This window comes from Georgenia sp. Z2081 (assembly GCF_055326445.1).
Genome location: NZ_JBUZNK010000001.1, coordinates 414236 through 432417 on the forward strand (window position 1 = coordinate 414236; position 18182 = coordinate 432417).

The 18182-nt window shown below is 73.8% G+C and carries 19 protein-coding genes; 4 read left to right on the forward strand and 15 right to left on the reverse strand.

Annotation, left to right across the window (positions count from 1 at the left end):
* Position 1: 1 nt before the first annotated feature.
* The gene (locus tag ACZLKG_RS01955) at positions 2-1516 is read right to left on the reverse strand and encodes a tyrosine-protein kinase domain-containing protein (protein ID WP_463647746.1); all 1515 of its coding nucleotides are present in this window, start codon (positions 1514-1516) and stop codon (positions 2-4) included.
* A 167-nt stretch (positions 1517-1683) separates the two neighbouring features.
* Between ACZLKG_RS01955 and ACZLKG_RS01960 the strand changes: the two genes are divergently transcribed.
* Positions 1684-2610: a response regulator transcription factor gene (locus ACZLKG_RS01960; RefSeq protein ID WP_463647747.1), complete on the forward strand. Its 927-nt coding sequence runs from the start codon at positions 1684-1686 to the stop codon at positions 2608-2610.
* 38 nt (positions 2611-2648) lie between these two features.
* Here ACZLKG_RS01960 and ACZLKG_RS01965 read toward each other — a convergent pair whose 3' ends face one another.
* From ACZLKG_RS01965 to ACZLKG_RS02010, 10 genes are all read right to left on the reverse strand, one after another.
* Positions 2649-3014: a hypothetical protein gene (locus tag ACZLKG_RS01965; RefSeq protein WP_463647748.1), complete on the reverse strand. Its 366-nt coding sequence runs from the start codon at positions 3012-3014 to the stop codon at positions 2649-2651.
* Positions 3011-3688, reverse strand: coding sequence for a signal peptidase I (locus tag ACZLKG_RS01970; RefSeq protein WP_463647749.1), 678 nt, complete (start codon positions 3686-3688; stop codon positions 3011-3013). The genes ACZLKG_RS01965 and ACZLKG_RS01970 overlap by 4 nt, the downstream gene beginning before the upstream one ends.
* A 73-nt stretch (positions 3689-3761) precedes the next feature.
* The gene (locus ACZLKG_RS01975; RefSeq protein WP_463647750.1) at positions 3762-4724 is read right to left on the reverse strand and encodes a SipW-dependent-type signal peptide-containing protein; all 963 of its coding nucleotides are present in this window, start codon (positions 4722-4724) and stop codon (positions 3762-3764) included.
* 38 nt (positions 4725-4762) lie between these two features.
* The gene (locus ACZLKG_RS01980) at positions 4763-5341 is read right to left on the reverse strand and encodes an alternate-type signal peptide domain-containing protein (protein WP_463647751.1); all 579 of its coding nucleotides are present in this window, start codon (positions 5339-5341) and stop codon (positions 4763-4765) included.
* Positions 5342-5357: 16 nt separating this feature from the next.
* Complete coding sequence (locus ACZLKG_RS01985; RefSeq protein WP_463647752.1) at positions 5358-5993, reverse strand: alternate-type signal peptide domain-containing protein; 636 nt, start codon at positions 5991-5993, stop codon at positions 5358-5360.
* Positions 5994-6108: 115 nt separating this feature from the next.
* Positions 6109-7341 (reverse strand): GGDEF domain-containing protein, encoded by a 1233-nt coding sequence (locus ACZLKG_RS01990; protein WP_463647753.1) that lies wholly within the window; start codon positions 7339-7341, stop codon positions 6109-6111.
* Positions 7338-7574: a sensor histidine kinase gene (locus ACZLKG_RS01995; RefSeq protein WP_463647754.1), complete on the reverse strand. Its 237-nt coding sequence runs from the start codon at positions 7572-7574 to the stop codon at positions 7338-7340. The genes ACZLKG_RS01990 and ACZLKG_RS01995 overlap by 4 nt, the downstream gene beginning before the upstream one ends.
* 15 nt (positions 7575-7589) lie before the next feature.
* Positions 7590-9110 carry a sensor histidine kinase gene (locus tag ACZLKG_RS02000; protein ID WP_463647755.1) on the reverse strand — a complete coding sequence of 507 codons (1521 nt, stop codon included), beginning with the start codon at positions 9108-9110 and terminating at the stop codon, positions 7590-7592.
* A gap of 165 nt (positions 9111-9275) precedes the next feature.
* The gene (locus tag ACZLKG_RS02005; protein WP_463647756.1) at positions 9276-10661 is read right to left on the reverse strand and encodes a mechanosensitive ion channel; all 1386 of its coding nucleotides are present in this window, start codon (positions 10659-10661) and stop codon (positions 9276-9278) included.
* A gap of 142 nt (positions 10662-10803) precedes the next feature.
* A complete protein-coding gene (locus ACZLKG_RS02010; RefSeq protein WP_463647757.1) occupies positions 10804-11703 on the reverse strand; it encodes a type I 3-dehydroquinate dehydratase in 900 nt (299 codons plus the stop codon).
* A gap of 236 nt (positions 11704-11939) precedes the next feature.
* Here ACZLKG_RS02010 and ACZLKG_RS02015 point away from each other — a divergent pair, with 236 nt between their 5' ends.
* Together ACZLKG_RS02015 and ACZLKG_RS02020 are read left to right on the forward strand one after the other, a co-directional pair.
* On the forward strand, positions 11940-12509 hold the full coding sequence (locus tag ACZLKG_RS02015) for a type 1 glutamine amidotransferase domain-containing protein (RefSeq protein ID WP_425707628.1): 570 nt from the start codon (positions 11940-11942) through the stop codon (positions 12507-12509).
* Between the two features lie 327 nt (positions 12510-12836).
* On the forward strand, positions 12837-13331 hold the full coding sequence (locus ACZLKG_RS02020) for a hypothetical protein (protein WP_463647758.1): 495 nt from the start codon (positions 12837-12839) through the stop codon (positions 13329-13331).
* 7 nt (positions 13332-13338) lie between these two features.
* Here ACZLKG_RS02020 and ACZLKG_RS02025 read toward each other — a convergent pair whose 3' ends face one another.
* The 3 genes from ACZLKG_RS02025 to ACZLKG_RS02035 all read right to left on the reverse strand — a co-directional run bounded on the left by ACZLKG_RS02025 (position 13339) and on the right by ACZLKG_RS02035 (position 16670).
* Positions 13339-14658: a CoA transferase gene (locus ACZLKG_RS02025; protein WP_463647759.1), complete on the reverse strand. Its 1320-nt coding sequence runs from the start codon at positions 14656-14658 to the stop codon at positions 13339-13341.
* Positions 14659-14764: 106 nt separating this feature from the next.
* On the reverse strand, positions 14765-15415 hold the full coding sequence (locus ACZLKG_RS02030; RefSeq protein ID WP_463647760.1) for a 4a-hydroxytetrahydrobiopterin dehydratase: 651 nt from the start codon (positions 15413-15415) through the stop codon (positions 14765-14767).
* 136 nt (positions 15416-15551) lie between these two features.
* On the reverse strand, positions 15552-16670 hold the full coding sequence (locus tag ACZLKG_RS02035) for an NDMA-dependent alcohol dehydrogenase (RefSeq protein WP_425707542.1): 1119 nt from the start codon (positions 16668-16670) through the stop codon (positions 15552-15554).
* 191 nt (positions 16671-16861) lie between these two features.
* Here ACZLKG_RS02035 and ACZLKG_RS02040 point away from each other — a divergent pair, with 191 nt between their 5' ends.
* The gene (locus tag ACZLKG_RS02040; RefSeq protein WP_463647761.1) at positions 16862-17275 is read left to right on the forward strand and encodes an MmcQ/YjbR family DNA-binding protein; all 414 of its coding nucleotides are present in this window, start codon (positions 16862-16864) and stop codon (positions 17273-17275) included.
* Between the two features lie 92 nt (positions 17276-17367).
* On the opposite strand, the gene ACZLKG_RS02045 is transcribed toward ACZLKG_RS02040, so the two are convergent.
* Entirely contained in the window at positions 17368-18009 is a 642-nt protein-coding gene (locus ACZLKG_RS02045; protein WP_463647762.1) for an SDR family oxidoreductase, read from the reverse strand.
* Positions 18010-18182: the final 173 nt, after the last annotated feature.

Below are 18182 nucleotides of genomic sequence, written 5' to 3' on the forward strand. Positions count from 1 at the left end.
GTCAGGAGGCGGCGCGGGTGCGCCGGTTGCGGCGAGGGGCGGACGTGGCGCGGCGCGGGGCTCCCGCGCGCGTGATCGGCTCGGGGCGGGGCGCGTCGTCCTCGGTCAGCGGCTTGTAACCGCCGTACGCGTAGGAGTACCGGCTGTTGGAGCGCGCCACCCGGTTGAGGACGATGCCGAGCACGTGGGTCTCGACCGCCTCGAGCGACTCGAGCGAGTCGGCGAGCTGGCCCTTGTGGATCTGGTCGGCGCCGGCCACGACCAGGGTCCCGCCGGTCATGCCGCTGAGCACCGTGGCATCGGTGACGGGCAGGATCGGCGGGCTGTCGAGCAGCACCGCGTCGTAGGACTCCGTGGCCTCGGCCAGGAGCGCACGCATCGACTGCGAGCCCAGCAGCTCGCTCGGGTTCGGCGGGATCTGACCGGTCGGCAGGATGTCGAGGGACGAGCTCTGCCACGGCTGCACGACGTCCTCGAGCGACGCGCGGCCGATGAGGACGGTCGTCAGCCCGACACCGCCCTCGAGGCCGAGGTACTCGGCGACCGACGGACGCCGCAGGTCGGCGTCGATGAGGAGCACGCGGGCGCCCGTGTCCGCGAGCGAGGCGGCGAGGTTGATCGCCGTCGTCGACTTGCCCTCGCCCGGCAGGGAGGAGGTGACGACGATCGAGCTCGGCCCGTCGCCCAGGTCGACGAACTGGAGGTTGGTGCGCAGCCGGCGGACGGCCTCCGCCGACGGCCCGTGCGGCTCGTCGTGGACGAAGACCCGGTCGCGCTCGGCGTTGTCCTTGACCGCGACGGCGGCGATGACGGGCACCTCGGTGAGGGCCGCGATGTCCTCCTCGGTGTGCACGCGGGTGTCCGCGAGGTGCCGGACGAAGGCGGCGCCCATGCCGAGGAGCAGGCCGAGCACGAGGCCGAGCGCGCCGTTGCGCACGACGTCGGGCGACGACGGCGAGCCCGGGACCTGGGCGGGCGTCATGACGGTGGCCTGGACCGGCGCGGTCTCCCCGCCGTCGGGCGAGGACAGGGCCGCGGAGGTGCTGGCGAGCTGGCCCGCGACCGCGTTGGAGATGCGCGCGGCGTCGTCGGGGCTGGTCGAGGTCGTCGAGACCTCGAGGATGACCGTGTCCTGGGGCACGCTGACGGTGACCATCCCGGCGAGCTCGCCGGCGGACATGTCCAGGCCGAGCTCCTCGATGACGGGCTCGAGGACGAGCGGCGAGGTGGCCACCTCGGCGAAGGACGTCATCTGCCGCTGGGCGAACGTCGAGCCCTGCGCGAGGTCGGAGACGGAGTCGCCGCCCTGCACGGCGAAGAACACCTCGGAGCTCGTCGTGTAGCGCGGTGTGGCCAGCAGGCTGGCGGCGAGCGAGGCGGCGAGGCACAGGAGGGTGACGACCAGGACGATCGGCCACCGTCGGCGTAGGACGGCGACGTAGTCGGTCAGCTCCACAGGTCCACCATTCGTCTCGTTGCGCGCACCGGCGTCCCCGCGCAGACCTGAGGGGGTCATGGGAAGTGTGATGCACAAGTTGTGGGGGGAGTTGCGAGAGTACTACGGCGCGGCGGTGGTCCTGGGCCGTTTCCTCGGGCGATCCGGTCACTGCGGCGGCGCAATCGGCCGGCCGGGGGCTTCGCAGCAGGTCATGGGTTTGATAACTTCGTGAGGTGGTTCCTGGGATGAGAACTGCGGTCGTCGTCGAGGACGACGCCGACATCAGGTTCCTGTTGGAGACCACCCTTCGGCAGGCGGGGTTCGAGGTGCACCCCGCGGCGACCGGCGTCGAGGGTGTGGAGGCGGTGCGCCGCCACGATCCGCTCGTCACCACCCTCGACATCTCGCTGCCGGACATCGACGGCTTCGAGGTCGCCCGCCAGATCCGCACGTTCTCCTCGACCTACGTCCTCATGCTCACCGGCCGCTCCGACGAGATCGACACCCTGCTCGGGCTCGAGGCCGGCGCCGACGACTACGTCACCAAGCCGTTCCGGCCGCGTGAGGTCCGCGCCCGCATCGAGGCGATGCTGCGCCGGCCCCGCGCGGTCGCCGGTCCGGTGGGCTCGTCGTCGGCGGCGTCCGCCGGCTCGGCACCCGTCGCCGTGTCCGGCGAACCTGCCGCACCACTCCCGCCCCCGACGACGACGAACGGCTCGGCGGAGGGTGCTCCGCGCGAGTCGTCGGCCCCCGCGGCGGGGTCCTCGGCGGAAGGTCCTGCCTCACCGGCGCCCACGTCGCCCACGTCGCCCCCGGGGGACGGGCTCCCGGACGCCGAGGACGACTCGGTGCTGCGGCACGGCGGGCTGCTCGTGGACGTCGGTGCCCGGCTGACGTCCGTCGACGACGTCGCCGTGCACCTCACGCGCAGCGAGTTCGACATCCTCGTCGCGCTCGTGGGGGCCGGCCGACGGGTCGTCGAGAAGGACAGCCTGGTGCGCGCCGCGTGGGGCGACGCCGACGATCACGCGCGGTACGTCACCGACCCCGACCGCCGCGCCGTCGAGGTGCACATCGCGAACCTGCGCCGCAAGCTCGGTGACGGAGCATCGGCGCCCCGGTTCATCGAGACGGTCCGGGGTGTCGGCTACCGGATGGCGGCCGTTCGGTGACGGAGCGGACGTAGCGGCTGCCGCGGATCGGTCGGCGGTCAGCAGACGCAGCGGACGGACCGGGTGTCGAGCTCGTCCGCCGACCGGCGCGCGAGGTCGTCGAGCCGTGCGAGCGCCGGCCCCCTTGAGGTGCGGCCCGCCCGCGACGGTACGCCGTCCGGCGGCGGTAGGTCCCTGGCGGCCTCGGCGAGGGCGTCGGCGCCGAGCATCGCCGCCGAGCAGGCGAGGCTGAGGACGGCGACCTGGAGCTCGTCGGTGTCGGATGCCCGTCGGATGCGGGCCAGCCGCTCGTCGAGCATGGCGAGGAATCGGGCGACCATCTCGTCCGTGGCCTCCTGACCGATGTCCTCGGCGAGCGCGAGCAGCGTGGATCGGTCGAGGACCGGGCGGTCGCCCTGCGTCATCGAGCGGCACCGGCGGACGATCGCGCGTGCGCCCCGCTCTCGCTCTCGACGCCGCTGGCGTCGGTGGTGGCCGCCTCGGCGCCGGCGGCCGTGCTCGCCGCGGAGCCGCCGTCCTCGACATCGAGGGTCGGATCCTCGCCCGCCGCGCCCCCGTGCCGGCGTGCCCCGCGGACGGCGCCGACGACCTGGACGGCCGCGTAGGTGAGCAGGGCGGCCGCGGCGACGATCGCGCCCGCGGCCTTCTGCCCGCCGTCGAGGGCCGTGGCGACATAGCCGGCGTAGGGGACGTGGTAGCGGACCTCGCCGCGGATCTGGGTGGCGGTGACGTCCCACGCGTCGACGGCGCCGTTCGCGTCACCCTGCGTGACGAAGCCGACCCCGTTCGAGGAGTCATGCCGCTCGACGATCCGGTGGGTGACCAGCGTCGGGTCGTTCGGGTAGGGCATGACGGTGATGACGTCGCCGACCTCGAGCTCGCGGGCGTCCGCCTCGCCGTCGACCTCCTCCACGACGACCTGGCTACCGGTGGGGATCGTCGGCTCCATCGAGCCGGTGAGGATCGTCAGCGGTACCCAGCCCATGATCCGGGGGACCACGACGAGTGCGCCGAGCAGGGCGAGGATCGCGACGAGCGCGAGGCCGGCGAGGGCGCGGCCGAGGTGGCGGACGGACATGGTGGGCTCCTTGGGCGTGGCGTGGCGTGGCGTGGCGTGGCGTGTGCGGGGTGGCGGGGAGGGCCCGAGGTGCTCACCTGCGGGTGATGGTGCCGCCGTGCTGGGGCGATATCGTGACGGCGATCTGGGTGCTCGCGATGGCGCTGCCGTCCGGCAGGACCGCGACGACGCGGAGCCAGCCGGTGCTGCCGCTCCGCGTGAACTCGCTGCGAATGTCCTGCCACCTGATCTCGACGGTGCGGGCGGTGCCACTGATCGAGGTCCGGAGCATCGGCTGCCAGTTCGACGTGGCGACGCGGTACTCGACCCGCCACTCGGCGACGGGGGCCGTGCTCGGCGCGCCGCTGGCGGAGTCGGCCCAGGTCCAGTCGAGGTGAATCCACTTCCCGTTGGTGTGCGGACGGCTGTCGAGGGAGCCGACCTCAGGCAGGGCCGGCAGCGCGGCGGGTACGTCCTGAGTGGTCGACCAGCTCTGTGCGGCCGTCCAGGTGCCGTCGCCGGCCTGGGTGGCGGTGATCGCGGTCGTCACGGCCAGGGACACGCCCGCGTGGCTCGCCCGCAGGGTGTCGCCGGGGACGAGCGTGACGCACAGGGTCTGCGTGCCGCTGAGGGCGGCGCCACCGGTGACGGGGAAGCTCGTCCCCGCGGCGGTCGGTGTCGAGCTGAAGAGCGGTGCGCCGGAGACCGTGCAGGACGTGCCGCCCGCCGTGCGGTACTCGATGCGGGAGCCGGCCAGCTGGGTGCCGGTGAGCGGGACCCCGCCGGCGGTCACGGTGACGGACGTCGGCGCCCAGGTGCTCGCGGCCGTCCCGCCGGGCGTGACGACGGCGGATCCGGTGACCCCGCCCGTGACGGCGAGGGAGAGCGAGCCCGTGGTCCCGGTGGGGGCGGAGACCTCGACCGAATCGCTCCACGCGGCCGTCGTGCCGCCCGCGGGCTGCAGGACCACCACGGCGACGACGGCGACGAGCGCCGCGACCAGCGCACGCACCAGGTGGGGGCGGGGGCGTGGGTGCGTGGTGGTCGCGGCGCTCATCGGTTCTCCTTCGGGCAGGTTCGGGTAGCTCGGTGAGCTCACGGCTGCTGGACGAGGGTCCAGCGCAGGCCCCCGGGGGTGACGGTCTGGTTCTGGAGCTGGGAACCCCACCAGTTCGACCGGTCCGCGGCGCGCGCCCGGCCGTCCGTGGTGGCGGGGACGGTCCACGAGACGGTGGCGGTCGCCGTGGCGCCGTCGCCGGTCTCGGTGACGCGGAACGCGTGGGACCCGGCGCCGGGCAGCGAGCTGGTGGTGGAGATCCGGGGGGTCCACTGCCGGGCGACGCCGCCGACGGTCATCACCAGGCCGGCGCTGTCGAGCTCGAGGCGGGCGCCGAGGGTGTCGCCCGCGGCGTGGACGCGCACGGTCGAGGTCATCGTGATCGTGTCGCCGGGGTTGACCCGGGTGGAGGCGAGCGGAGTGGCGGTGGGGCTGCCCGGCCGCGTGACGACGACGCTCTGGGACACCGCCTCGACCTCGAGGCGGCCGGACTCGATCGTGGTGCCGGCGCTCGTGACCGAGTCGGTCCACGAGGCGGCGGTGCCGCCCGAGCCCGAGAGGAGGACGACGCCGAGCGCCGCTGCGATCGCCGCACGGCCGAGCCGGGGGGTGCTCATCGTCGTCGTCCTCCTCTCAGGGGTTCAGGGGGTGTCCGGTCCGGGGTGCGTCAGCCGGCGACGGGGGCTGCTCGACGCGGGGCTGCGCGACGGTGACCGTGAGGTCCTGGACGTCGACCGAGCCTCCCTGCGCGTAGGTGCCGTCGGCGGCGAACGGAAGCTCGACCCTGATGTCGAGCGTCTGCTCGCCGACGTTCGTCGGGATCTCGGCGGTCGGGCCCTCGGGACCGGGTGCGACCTGGAGCTCCTGGCCGTCGATCGTGAGCGTCATGGTGGCGGAGCGGGTGAGTGCCTCGATGAGCTCGTTGTCGCCGGAGAGTGCCGGGATGTTGGTCGAGACCTCGGCGGCGAGCCCGTCGCCCTCGGCGTCGATGGTCATCGAGTGGGTGTAGATGAGGGTGGTGCCCGGGACGATGAGGTAGTCGTCGAGCTGGACCGAGTTGCCCGCGCCGTCCGTCCACGCGCCGTCGTCGTTCGACTCGATGTCGAGGACGCCGGAGCTGATGGGGGCGCCGGCGCTGGCGGAGGCGGAGTCGCGCCACTCGGCGAACGAGGCACCGCCACCGGCGAGGAGGGCGATGGCGGCGACGCCGGCGGCGACACCCTTCCAGGTCTTCGAGCGGGAGGAGGCGGGGGCGGTGGAGCGCGACATGGCGGGGGCCTTTCGAGAAGGGGGTCAGCCCGGCCTGTCCGGGCTGCTGGGAAGAGACTCCCTCGCGCCCCTCAGCGCCCGCCCACGGCCACCGTTCGGTTCCCTCAGGTTCTCCTCAGGATTCCCGGGAGCCTCGGTCCCGTGCGGCGCCGATGCTGCGGCCGACGGCCCCGAGGCTCGCCTCGCCCTCCTCGCGCGTGGCGACGCGGACCCGGTTGCCGCCGTCGCCGGCCGCCGCGGCCGCGCTGTCCCGGCTGACCTGAGCGAGGTCGTCCAGGTCGTACCCGGCCGTGTCGTCGCAGGCCACGCCGATGCTCAGGCGGAGCCTGAGGTGCCCGTCGTCGACCTCGAGCGCGACGTCGGTCAGCTCCCGGCGCACCTGCTCGGCCCAGGTGCGCGCCTCGGCCTGCGCGCGACCCGGCAGCAGGACGTCGAACCCCGCCCGGTGGCGCTCGCGTCCGATGAGCGAGAGCGGCGGGACCAGCCGGCGCACGACCTCACCGAGCACGGCGACGGCGCGTTCGGCGAGCACGGTGTCGAACGCCGTCCGGAGGCGCTCGTGGTCGTCGAGGTCGAGCGTGACCATGGACACGGGTCGGTGCGCCTCGCGGTGCTCGGCGACCGCCGTGACCCCTCGCGGCCGGAAGCTCGCCACCGTCCGGGCGCCCGTCATCGGGTCGTAGGCGGCATCCTCCTCGCGTGCGCGGCGGCCGTCCTCGGCCCGCATGCTCACCATGCAGAACGCCGCGCAGGTGATGAGGACGATGATGACCAGGGACGACGTCGTGGTACCTGCCCACTGCTCGAAGATCTCGGAGTCCGGCCCGTGGGTGAGGAGCAGCACGAGGCGGCCCGCGTAGAAGGCGGACACGACGGCGAGCACGCCCGCGAGGACGCGCACGACGAGGGAGCGGAGTCGGGGGGTGCGGAGGAGCGCGATGCAGGCCGCGAGTGCTCCGAGGGAGGTCCCGGCGAGCATCGCCCATGCGCCGCCCCACGCCCCGGCGCCCTGCCCCGCGACGAGGGCCGCGAGGGCGACGAGCCCCGACGCGGCAAGCGAGACCCCGACGAGCGGTCGCCGGCCCGTCCAGGCGCGCACGCCGTTCCACATGAGCAGGGTCGTGAGGGCGACGCCGGCGTTGCCGATCGCGTTCGCCCACCACGTGCCGGGAGTGGCGGCGGCTGCGACGTAGGCGACCGCCCCGGTGATGGCGGCGGCGAAGGCGCCGCCCCAGATCCGGTCGACCGCGTCCTCGCCCCGGCCGCGCGCGTCGACGACGAACAGGATCGTCACGGTCATGATGACGAGCCCGGTCGTGGCCTGGAGCGTGAAGGGGTCCAGGGTCATCGGGCGCCCGCCGCGGGGAGGCTGACGTGGACGGTGGTGCCCTCGCCCAGCCGGCTGTCCAGCTCGATCGTCCCGCCGATCGCCTCGACGAGCCCCTTGGTGATGTGGAGGCCGAGCCCGGTGCCCTGGACGGGTCCCTGCCGCACGGCCGGTGCCCGGTAGAACCTGGAGAAGAGGCGGATGCGGTCGCCGGCCGAGATGCCGATGCCGGTGTCCGCGACCTCGAGATGCACGTGCTCGGGGTCGCGTCAGGTCTCGACCCGCACGTGGTCGTCCGGGCGGGAGTACTTGATCGCGTTGGAGACGAGGTTGTCGACGATCTGGGTGAGTCGGGTGTCGTTGGCCTCGACGTCGCAGGGTGCCTCGGCGTGCACCGTGACCGTCACCTGCCCGTCCCTGGCGCGCGGCGTCTGGCTCTCGACGACGTCGCGGACCACCGCCGAGAGGTCGACCAGGCCGGCCGGCGCGGGAGTCGCCTCGGCGCTCTCCCTGGCGGCGACCAGGAGGTTGGAGATGAGGAGCTCGAGCCGTTCGGCGTTGCGCACGGCGACCTCGAGCCGGGCGCGGGCCTCGTCCGGCAGGTCCGGGTCGTCGATCGCGAGGTCGAGGTAGCCGAGGATCGAGGTCAGCGGCGTGCGCAGCTCGTGGGTGACGGAGGAGACGAAGTCGTCCCGCTGGGCGAGCGCCGCCATCTCCTTGGTGAGGTCCTGGTAGACGACGACGGATCCGGCGTGCTCGCCGTGCTCGTCGGTGAGCCGGGCGGCGGAGACCCGCTGTGCGGACCGAGGCTCGTCGGCGCCCCACCAGACGATCTCCCGCACGAGACGCTCGCCGCGGTGCACGCGCACGCTGGGGAGCTGCTCGGCCCGGAGCTCGGTGGTGCCGTCCGCCGCGCGGACACGGCCGACGCTGCGGGCCTGCGCGGCCGGGTCGTCGACGAGCTCACCGACGGCGGGGACCGGCGCGTCCTGCTCGACCAGGGTGCGGTTGCGGAGCGTGACCCTGCCGGCCGCGTCGAGGGCGAGCACGCCGACGTCGACGGTGTTGAGGACGGCCTCGAGCAGGCGGCGCTGGGAGCGTGAGTCCGCCAGGGCGTCCTCGACGACCTGGCTCTGCGCGGACACGAGCTCGAGCCGTGCGGCGGCGCGCCGTTCGGACCCTGCGACGACGATCGCCGCCGAGGCCAGCACGGCGGGCACGAGGACGAGCCGCTGCAGCGTGACGCCGTCGACCGTGAGCTTGCCGGTAGAGGTGAGGAGGTCCCGGATCTCGGGCGACCAGGCGGCGAGGACGCCGAGCGCGATCGCCGGGACCACGCCGACGCGGGGGAACGTGCGTGCCAGCACCATGACGGGCAGCACGAGCGTCGAGGAGACGATGAGCGAGTCGGTGAGCAGGAGCGCGACCGCGAGGATGTCGAGCACGGGGACGGTGGCGACCGCCCACCGCGGCAGGCGGTGCCACGGCATCGCGACGGCCGCGGTCGTCGCCGCGATGACGACGAGGAACGCGGCGAAGGTGCGGTCCCGGGTGAGGAGCTCGGCATCCGTGGCCACGTGGACCAGGGCGACGACGATGACGACGACCACGAACGGCAGCTGCCGGACCAGCGGCGAGGACCTGCGGTGACCGGACCGCTTCGACGCGCTGCGCCCAGGGTCGTCCGCGGGGGCGCCGGAGACGGCCCACGGGCGGTTCCGCTGGGGCTCCGCAGCGGGTCCGCCGGCCGGTCGTCGTCCCTCGTCGTCGGGGGCGAGGACGGGAGCCATGGGGCGACCCTATGCGCCGCGGCGCCCCCCGGGCGGTCGTTCCGACGTCGACCGGGACGCCCGTCGTCCGGACGCGCTCGTGGGATGCCTGGTGCGTGGACGCGCACGTGGGGCGCCCGACCCCGGTCGCGGTCGGGCGCCCCACGTGGTGGGCCGGTCGGTCGCTCAGCCCTGGGTCGGGCCCCCCGGCGTGCTGGGGGCGCCGCCGGGGACCGTCGGGTCGGCGTCGAGCCTGCGCTCCGCCTTGCCGAGGGTGCGGGCGGCGGCGTCGCGGCCGCCGAGGCCGAAGGCCAGGGCCGCGGCGAGCGCGCCGCCGACGACGACGGCGCCGAACGCCAGGTTGACGATCGACTCGGCGATCCCCATGTAGCTCAGGCCCATCGCGGCGAACAGGGCGACGGTGGCCCAGTAGACGATCTGGCCGGGCGTCCCACGACCGATGGCCCGGCGCAGGAGCGTGGCGACGAGCACGCCGACGGCGACGAACGCGGCGCCGAAGAGGATGCGTCCGCCGACGGCGATGATCTCCTCGAGGAACGCGGTGATCTCCGGGAAGCCGAGCATGCGGGTCGCCATGATCGCGAAGAACACGACGATGGCCACCTTGACCGCCGTGGCGATGATGCTCGAGGCCCGACGGCCCTCGGGGACGATGCCCTGCTCGACCGCGACGCGGTCGATGCTGAGGCCGGCGAGCGTCGACTCGAGGAGCTGGCCGACGAACTTCGCGATGACCCAGCCGAGGACGAGGAGGACCGCGGCGGCGAGGACGTTCGGGATCGCGTCGAGGAAGGTCTGCAGCATCGAGGTGGCCGGGTCGGAGATCGCGGAGATCCCGAGGATCTGCAGCGCCGAGATCGCGACGACGACGAGCACGACGGCGAACGCCAGGTTCGCGAGGACGTTCGTCAGGCTGGCCGGCTGCTGACCCGGCTGCTGACCCGGGTGCGGACCGTCCTGCGGCTGGTGCGGTGCGTAGGGCTGGCCGGGAGCGCCCTGCGCGTGCGGGGCGCCGGGAGCGCCCTGCGTGTGCGGGGCGCCGGGCGCGACCTGTGCGCCCGCGGGGGCGCCGGCCTGCGCGGCGGCGGGTGCCCCCGTCCGGCGGGCGGAGCCGACCGCGCCGCCGCTCAGGCGGGCGACACGCTCGTCGAGGCCCGCGGAGTGCAGCGCGGTGCCGACGAGCTGGCGGACGATCCGGGCGAGCACGAGGCCGATGAAGAACACCACTCCCGCACCGATGACGTTGGGCAGGTAGGAGAGGATCGTGTCGAGCATCCCCTGGATCGGCGAGAGGACCTGCTCCAGGCGGAAGACCTGCAGGATGGCGATGAGGCCGAACATCCAGATGAGGAGCGAGGCGATCTGTCCGATCGCGCTCCCGATGCTCTGGCCGTCACGTCCCGTGCGCTGGAGCGCGGGGATGCGCACCACGAGCTTCTCGATGAGGGTCTTGACGGCCTTCGCCACGATCCAGGTGACCAGCAGGATGACGAGGGCGACGACCACCTTCTCCAGCAGCCCCACCCAGTCGTAGTTCCGTAGTTCGTCCATGTCGCTGCGCTCGCTTCCACATCATTGAGTCATAACGGACGCTGAACAACGTAGCGACACGATGCACACATGGGAAGGCCAGGAGTTGACCAGTTCCTGACGCGGTCATGGATCTCAGGCGTGGTGCGACCGCGTCACACGGTCAGCGAGCGGGACTCAGCAGCTCGAGGACCGCCCGGACGTCGCCGACCGGAAGCTGTCCGGGGGCCGAGGTCGCGCCGGCGCTCGCGAACGTGGCCGCGGAGCCGTAGCGGCCCCCGACGAGCCTGCTCGGCGCCCCGAGGTCGCCCATCGCCATCGTGATCAGGGGGACGCGCGCGTCCTGTGCCCGCTCGGCGGTGGCCCCCAGGAGGGTGAGGACGTCGTCGGGGGAGTGCGGCATGACGGCGATCTTCGCGACGTCGGCGCCGGCCTCCTCCATCGCCGCGAGCCGGTCGACGATCTCCTCGCGGGTCGGCGTGCGGTCGAAGTCGTGGTGGGACAGGACGACCGCGGGGCGGGTGGGCGCTCCCGGCGCAGCGTCCGTGCCTGCGGTGGGCGCGGCGGCAGGGCCCCCGAGACGATCGACGTCGGTGCGCGAGCCGGCGCCGACGGCAGCCAGCGCCTCGGCCGCCGCCGGGTGGTCGGCCTCGACGTCGACGAGGTCGACGCCCCCCGCCGCGGCGAGGTTCGCAAGGAGCCGGACGTACTCCTCGGGCGGGGCGCTGCCGGACCCGCCCTCCGCCGTCGTGCGGTAGGTGACCATCAGGGGTGTGCCCGCGCACGCGGCGACGACGGTCGGAAGTGCGTCGAGCACCGCGCGGTGGGTGCGTGGGTCGAGGACGGTGTGCCGGGAACTGGACGGCGTGCCCGTGCCCGCGTCTGCGCTCGTGTCGGCGAGCGCGAGGTCGATGCGCCACTCGACGACGTCCGCACCGGCCGCCACGGCCTCGGCCGCCCGCTGCGCCGCGTCCGCCCCCGTGACGACAGGCACGACGACGGCCGGACGCTGCGCGGAGAGCGTGACGCCGCGCAGGGTGAGAGCGGCGGTGTTCTCGGGCATGTGGCGAGCCTACGTCGAGGGGGGCGTGGGTCGGCCGGGACGTGCGGGGCATCGTGCTCGCCGCGCGCAAGCCCGTTCGCGCTGGGTCCTCACCGCGTCGTCTCCGCGCGCGAGCCCGTTCGCGCGGGGCGGACAGAGCCCCTGACTCGCCGTGCTCAGGATGCGTCGCCCACCCGGACCCTGTTGCATGGAGGTGACCGCGGCCCCTCGTGGGTCGGACCGACATCAGGAGGTTCATCATGGCCCCGAACATCTCCGGCAAGAAGGTTGCCTTCATCGCCACCACCGGCGTCGAGCAGTCCGAGCTCGCGCAGCCGTGGAAGGCGGTCACGGACGCCGGCGGCGAGCCGACGCTCATCTCGCTCGAGCCCGGCACCGTGACCTCGCTGAAGTTCGACTGGGACCGGGGTGAGGACTTCGAGGTCGACCTCGAGATCACCGCCGCGAACCCGGACGACTACCAGGCGCTCGTCCTTCCCGGTGGCACGCTCAACGCCGACGCCCTGCGCACGAGCACCGAGGTGCGGACGTTCGTGCGGGCGTTCTTCGACCAGCACAAGCCGGTCGCCGCCATCTGCCACGCACCGTGGATCCTCATCGACGCGGGCGTCGTCGACGGACGCCGGATGACGTCCGTGAAGTCCGTCGAGATCGATCTCAAGAACGCCGGCGCGGACTGGGTCGACGAGGAGGTCGTCGTCGACGCCGGTCTGACGACCTCGCGCACCCCGGCCGACCTCGCCGCCTTCTGCGCGAAGGTGGTCGAGGAGATCGCCGAGGGCAAGCACTCCGGCCAGACCGCCTGACGGTGGACGCGCGGCGCTGACGCGCAGGCCCTCCGGCTACCCGTCTCGTCTCGTCGCCTCGGCGATCGAGACGAGACGGGCGTGCTGGGCGGCCCACGCGACGTCGTCGAGGTCGGGCAGGTTCGACACCCGGGAGCGTGACGAGGGCGGTCCACGCGGCGTCGGGCAGGTGCGCTTCTGCGGGACGCGTGCCTCGGGGCACGGACCTGCCAGGATCGGACCGTGGACGAGCCAGTGGGTCGGGGTGCCCAGAGTCAGGGTGGCGACGGCCCGGGACCAGTTCGTGCTCGGCGCCGTCGGACCGGTCGGCGGCGCGGGTACGGACTTGTGGCGCTCGCGATCGCGTGGCTCGTCGTCGGGCTGCTCGGTGTCTTCGTCGTAGCCCTGATCGGCGGATCGACCGGGGCTCCGCCCGACCTCGTGGCGAGCGAGCCGCAGCCGCTCGAGGACGACCGCTACGACCTCCGCGGTGACGCCCCCTACGTGCTGGTGGCATCGGCCGCCGTCGAGGTGGAGCCCGTGTGCTCGATCGTCGGGCCGGGCGGTGAGGAGGTCGAGAGCGAGGTCGCACCGAACTGGGCCCGCTCCGACCGACCCGCGATCGCGAGGTTCTACGCGCAGGACACCGGCAACCACGAGATCACGTGCAGCTCCGACGGCGTGGATCTCGAGGTCGCCGTCGCCGAGGACGGCGCCCGGGAGTGGGACGAGGAGCGCGACGCGCACGAACACCGGATGATCGCCGCGGTGGTGCTCGTCGCGGTCGTCGGCGTCGCACTGCTGCTGGTCGGGACCCGTCGGGTGGTGCGGAGCAGGACCTGAGCAGGTCTCAGCCGCCCGCCCACGCGAGCTCGTCGTCGCCGTACGGGCGCGGCGCCCAGCGGTGCGCCAGGCGCTCGCCGCCGACCGCGAACGGCGGCGGGATGTGCAGCAGCCGCCCGGACGGCGAGTCCGTCTCCGCGAGCTCCGGCCCGGCGTCGTCCGGCGTGCCGCCCGGGCCGGGCAGCGCGAGGAGCTCGGTCGCAGAGTCGAGCAGGGCGAGGTGCGCCGATCCGGCGCCGTCCCGTGCACGTGCGGCGAGCAGCCGCATCGCCGAGGTCGCCACGCGGAACCCCGTGACGTAGTCCAGCGCCTGCACCGGCAGCGCCCCCGGTCTGCCGTCCGCACCCCGGTAGACGTCGGCGATGCCCGACGCCGCCTGCACGAGGCTGTCGAACCCCCGGCGCCCGGCCCACGGGCCGATCGTTCCCCAGGCGCTGAGCGCGACGACCGTCAGCCCCGGGTGGCGGGCCCGGACGCCGGGACCCTCGAGGTCGAACCGCGCGAGCGCGCCCGGCCGGTACCCGGTGAGCAGGACGTCGGCCCGGTCGAGCAGGGTGTGGACCCGGTCGAGCACCTCGCGCGTCGCGAGGTCCGCCTCCGCGGTGCGGAGCCCGAACCCGGTGTCGAGGTGCTGGTCCGGCAGCTCCGGGAGCGCGGGCGGGTCGATGCGCAGCACGTCGGCACCCAGGCTCGCGAGGAGTCGGGCCGCGCTCGGGCCCGCGAGCACCCGGGTGAGGGCCATGACCCGCAGTCCGCGCAGCGGGAGGTCGCCGTCCGCGAGCGGCGGCAGGCGGTGCGCGGCACCGGGGGCGAGCGCGTGGTCCGGCCGGTGGCCGGGCGTGCCGCGCACCGCGACCGGCTCCGCGGCGGCGAGCTCCGCGGCGGTGCGCACGGCGACCGCCAGCCCGCCCGCGGCGGCCACGCGCTCCTCGGCCTCGAGGCTCGGCAGCGCACCGAGCGCCCGGGCCACGTCGTCGGGTCCTGCGTCGTCGGGCAGGGAGAGGGCGGAGCGCAGCGCCGCGGCGTGGTGCGGGTAGTTGGCGTGCGTGCGGACCCAGCCGTCGGCCGTGGCGAAGAACGCCGACAAGGGGCCGAAGCCGATCCGGCGACGCCCGTCGACGCGCAGGTGGTTCGCGGTCGCGACGGCGTCCCAGGCCCACTCCGGACGCGTCGTGACGACGCCGGCGGAGTCCCGCTGCTGGGCGAGGGCCGTCGCGGCGTCGGCGCAGTCGGCCGCGGCGGTCTCCGCGAAGGTCTCGACGTCGAGCGGGCCGCGCCAGGGGCGGCCCCGGCGCTGCGGGCGAGGTGGTGCGGCGGCGGTGCTCACGCCATCATGGTGCCGACCGCTCGGCGGGGACGCCAGAGCAAATCGACGCCGACGCCACACCCCGCCCTGACCGGTCGCGTCAGGACGGCCCGCCGGACTTCGGCCGTCAGCGGTCGAGCACGGTGCAGAAGCAGGCGCGGTTCCCCTGGGCGTCCTCGACCACGACGAACGCCCGGCCCCGGCCCAGGTCCTCCACACGCCGACCGCCGGCGGCGACCGCCGCCTCGACACGTGCGTCGAGCTCGTCGGCCGGGATCTGGACGTCCAGGTGGAACCGCTGTCGCGGCGTCTCGTGGGCGTCGGTGCGCTGGAACCACATCAGCGGCGCCTGCCCGGCGGGGTCGGCGATCTCGTCCCCGTCGACGTTGTCCGGCGAGCCCGTGAGCACCGACGACCAGAAGGTGTCGATCTCGCCCTGGTCGGCGGTGTCCAGCGCGAGGTCGACCTGGGCGGTGCCCACCGGCGAGGCAGGCACGCCGTCCGCCGCGGCGATCGTGCTGATCCGGCGCGCGAGGTCGACGTCCTTGGCCGTGACGCCACCGGAGTCGTGGCTCGTCAGGCGGATGGCCACCGACGGGTAGGTCAGCGTGATGTCCGGGTGGTGGCCGGCCGCCTCCGCGGCCTCGCCGATCGCAGCGACGAGCGAGAGCCCGCGCGCGAAGCTCCCGGTGTCGAAGCGCGTGTGCAACGCGCGCCAGAGGTGTCGCCAGTCCTGCAGGTCGGCGTCCTGGATCTGGGCCGGGGTCAGCTGCTCCATGACCCCAGCGTGGCACCGGTCACCGACATCGGCATCCCGGGTACCTGCTGGTCGTGACGAGCGTCTGCCCCGTGGGCGCCGTCGGGCGTCCCGGCCGACCCGCGTGTGCGGCCGGGACACCGGACGGACCGGGGACTCAGTGCTCGTGGACGACGACGCCGCGGATGTTCTCGCCCGCGTGCATGGCCTCGTAGGCCTGGTTGATGTCCTCGAGCTTGTACTGCCGGGTGGCGAGCTCGCCCAGGTGGAGCTTGTTGTCCTTGTAGAGCTCGATGAGCTTCGGGATCGCGACCCTGGGCGACCAGCCGCCGTAGAGGCAGCCCTGGATGCGCTTCTGGAGCATGGAGATGGAGAACAGGTTGATGCCGTCGATCGTCGAGCTCGTGCTGCCCTGACCGGTGACGACGAGCGTGCCGGCCTTGCGCACGGTGTCGTAGGCCTCGAGCACGTGCTCGCCGGTGGTGACGCCCACGGTGACGATCGTCGAGTCGGTGCCCTGGCCGTTGGTGAGCGACTTGGCGAGCGCGTCGGCGTCGGCGATGGTGGCGAACACGTCGGTCGCGCCCAGCTTGAGCGCCATCTCCCGCTTGAACGGCTGGGGGTCGACGACGATCACGCGCCGCGCCCCCGCGTACGCCGCGCCCTGGACGGCGTTCATCCCGATTCCGCCGGCGCCGAGGATCATCGTCACGTCGCCCGGCTTGACCTCGGCCGCGTTGACGGCGGAGCCGAACCCGGTGGGCACGCCGCAGCCGATGAGGCAGGCGATCTCGAGCGGCACGTCCTTGTCGATCTTCACGCAGGAGGTCTGGTCGAAGACCTGCCAGTTGGCGAACGTGCCGAGCATGGCTGCCTTGGCGACGTTCTGGCCGTCGGCGTCCTTGAGGCGGAACCCGCCGTCGAGCTGGGTGCCCTCGAGGATGAGCGCTCCGTAGTCGCACAGGTTCTGCATGCCCATCGAGCACCACTTGCACTTCCCGCACGCGGGGACGAAGGAGGTGACGATGTGGTCACCGACCTCGAGCCCCTGGACGCCCGGGCCGACCTCGCGCACGATCCCGGCGCCCTCGTGGCCCGCGACGACGGGCAGGTTGGGCAGGGGGGTGTCGCCCTTGGCCATGTGGTCGTCCGAGTGGCACAGGCCGGTGGCCACGACCTCGACGAGAACCTCGCCGTGACCGGGAGCGCTGAGCTCGAGGTCCTCGATGTGCCACCTTCCGGGCTGCTCCCGCAGCACTGCCGCACGAATCTGCATCGCTGAGAATCTCCTCGTCGAGACGGGTCGGCCGCTCGTCGGTGAGCGGCGCGGGGGCAGGCTCTGCCCCGGACCGAATACTGGCACGGCATGCCGTTATATGCCAGGGGTGAGGCGGAGAACTGGCGGGTGCCTCGTCCGCCTCGCCGGGGCCGTCGAACCCATGCGTACCGGAGGTCTACGGTTCCTCCATGGGGCACCCGCGGATGTTCGACGACGCCGACCCCGTGCTCGCCCGGGTGCGGGAGATCGCGCTCGCCCTGCCCGACGTCGCGGAGAAGGTCTCGCACGGCCGGCCGACGTTCTTCACGACGAAGACCTTCGCGACGTACGGCGGCAGCGTCCGGCTCGGGCCGGGTGACCACGAGCGGCACGACACCAGCCTCCTGCTGCGGGCCGCGGACGAGGACGAGCTGCGGAGCATGCTCGCGGACCCGCGCTGCTTCTACCCGGCGTACGTCGGGGCGTCGGGCTGGTACGGCATCGACCTCGACGACGCGACCGGCTGGTCGGAGATCGCCGAGCTGGTCGAGGAGTCGTACCGCGTGACGGCAGGCCCCCGACGGGTCGCACGACTCGATCGCGACCGCGCCTCCCGCGCCTGACTCGAGCTGACCGAGGTCGGACGGATCGACGACGGCCGGTCACCCCGCGGGGTGACCGGCCGTCGTGCCGAGCTGCGTGTGACTCGCGGCGGTCAGGCGAGCACGTCCGCGATCGGTGTGGCGCCGTCGTGGAAGTTGACGGTCCGCCCGATGGACGAGGGCTGCTCGAGCGCCGCGGCGATGACCGCGGCGACGTTGGCGCGGGAGGTGTCGCCCGACTGGTCGGTCTCGGTGATCCTCGCGGTCGCGGGCTCGAGCGTGAGGCCGCCCGGGCCGAGGATCGTCCAGTCCAGGCCGCTCTCGCGCAGGTGGGCGTCGGCGGTGGACTTGGCGTCGGCGTAGGGGAAGAACGAGCTGTCCTCGGGCACGCCGTGGTCGGGTCCGGCGCCCACGTAGGACACCATGACGTATCGGTTGACGCCGGCCGCCTTCGCGGCGTCCATCGATCGGATCGCGGCGTCACGGTCGACGGCGTAGGTCCGGTCCGGGTTTCCGCCCCCGGCGCCGGCGGTCCACACGACGGCGTCGTGCGCGGAGATCAGGTCGGTCAGCTCCTCGGTGGTGAGCTTCTCGACGTCGGCGACGACCGGGATCGCGCCGGTCGCGGTGATGTCGTGCGACTGATCGGCGTCGCGGATGACCGCGTCGACGGAGATGCCCTTGTCGACGAGCAGGGGGTGGAGGAGGAGTGCGACCTTGCCGTGGCCGCCGAGGACGATCACCTTCTGAGTCATGCTCTTCACGCTAGGGGCGCGTGGGCGTGTCACGCACGGGGGCGGGATGGGGTCTCGCCGTGGGCGGAACGGGGAATCCGCGTGGACCCTGCGACCGGGTCGGGCTCGGCGAGCGGGTGAGGCCCGGCGACCGGGGCGGACCCGGCGACCGTGTCGGGCCCGGTGCACGGCTC

Coding starts and splice junctions, on each gene's coding strand:
- ACZLKG_RS01955 (WP_463647746.1), bottom strand. CDS start 1,516: ATGACCCCCTCAGGTCTGCGCGGGGACGCCGGTGCGCGCAACGAGACG.
- ACZLKG_RS01965 (WP_463647748.1), bottom strand. CDS start 3,014: ATGACGCAGGGCGACCGCCCGGTCCTCGACCGATCCACGCTGCTCGCG.
- ACZLKG_RS02035 (WP_425707542.1), bottom strand. CDS start 16,670: ATGCAGATTCGTGCGGCAGTGCTGCGGGAGCAGCCCGGAAGGTGGCAC.
- ACZLKG_RS02030 (WP_463647760.1), bottom strand. CDS start 15,415: ATGGAGCAGCTGACCCCGGCCCAGATCCAGGACGCCGACCTGCAGGAC.
- ACZLKG_RS02040 (WP_463647761.1), top strand. CDS start 16,862: ATGGGGCACCCGCGGATGTTCGACGACGCCGACCCCGTGCTCGCCCGG.
- ACZLKG_RS02005 (WP_463647756.1), bottom strand. CDS start 10,661: ATGGACGAACTACGGAACTACGACTGGGTGGGGCTGCTGGAGAAGGTG.
- ACZLKG_RS01975 (WP_463647750.1), bottom strand. CDS start 4,724: ATGAGCGCCGCGACCACCACGCACCCACGCCCCCGCCCCCACCTGGTG.
- ACZLKG_RS01990 (WP_463647753.1), bottom strand. CDS start 7,341: ATGACCCTGGACCCCTTCACGCTCCAGGCCACGACCGGGCTCGTCATC.
- ACZLKG_RS01970 (WP_463647749.1), bottom strand. CDS start 3,688: ATGTCCGTCCGCCACCTCGGCCGCGCCCTCGCCGGCCTCGCGCTCGTC.
- ACZLKG_RS02045 (WP_463647762.1), bottom strand. CDS start 18,009: ATGACTCAGAAGGTGATCGTCCTCGGCGGCCACGGCAAGGTCGCACTC.
- ACZLKG_RS01960 (WP_463647747.1), top strand. CDS start 1,684: ATGAGAACTGCGGTCGTCGTCGAGGACGACGCCGACATCAGGTTCCTG.
- ACZLKG_RS01985 (WP_463647752.1), bottom strand. CDS start 5,993: ATGTCGCGCTCCACCGCCCCCGCCTCCTCCCGCTCGAAGACCTGGAAG.
- ACZLKG_RS02000 (WP_463647755.1), bottom strand. CDS start 9,110: ATGGCTCCCGTCCTCGCCCCCGACGACGAGGGACGACGACCGGCCGGC.
- ACZLKG_RS01980 (WP_463647751.1), bottom strand. CDS start 5,341: ATGAGCACCCCCCGGCTCGGCCGTGCGGCGATCGCAGCGGCGCTCGGC.
- ACZLKG_RS02010 (WP_463647757.1), bottom strand. CDS start 11,703: ATGCCCGAGAACACCGCCGCTCTCACCCTGCGCGGCGTCACGCTCTCC.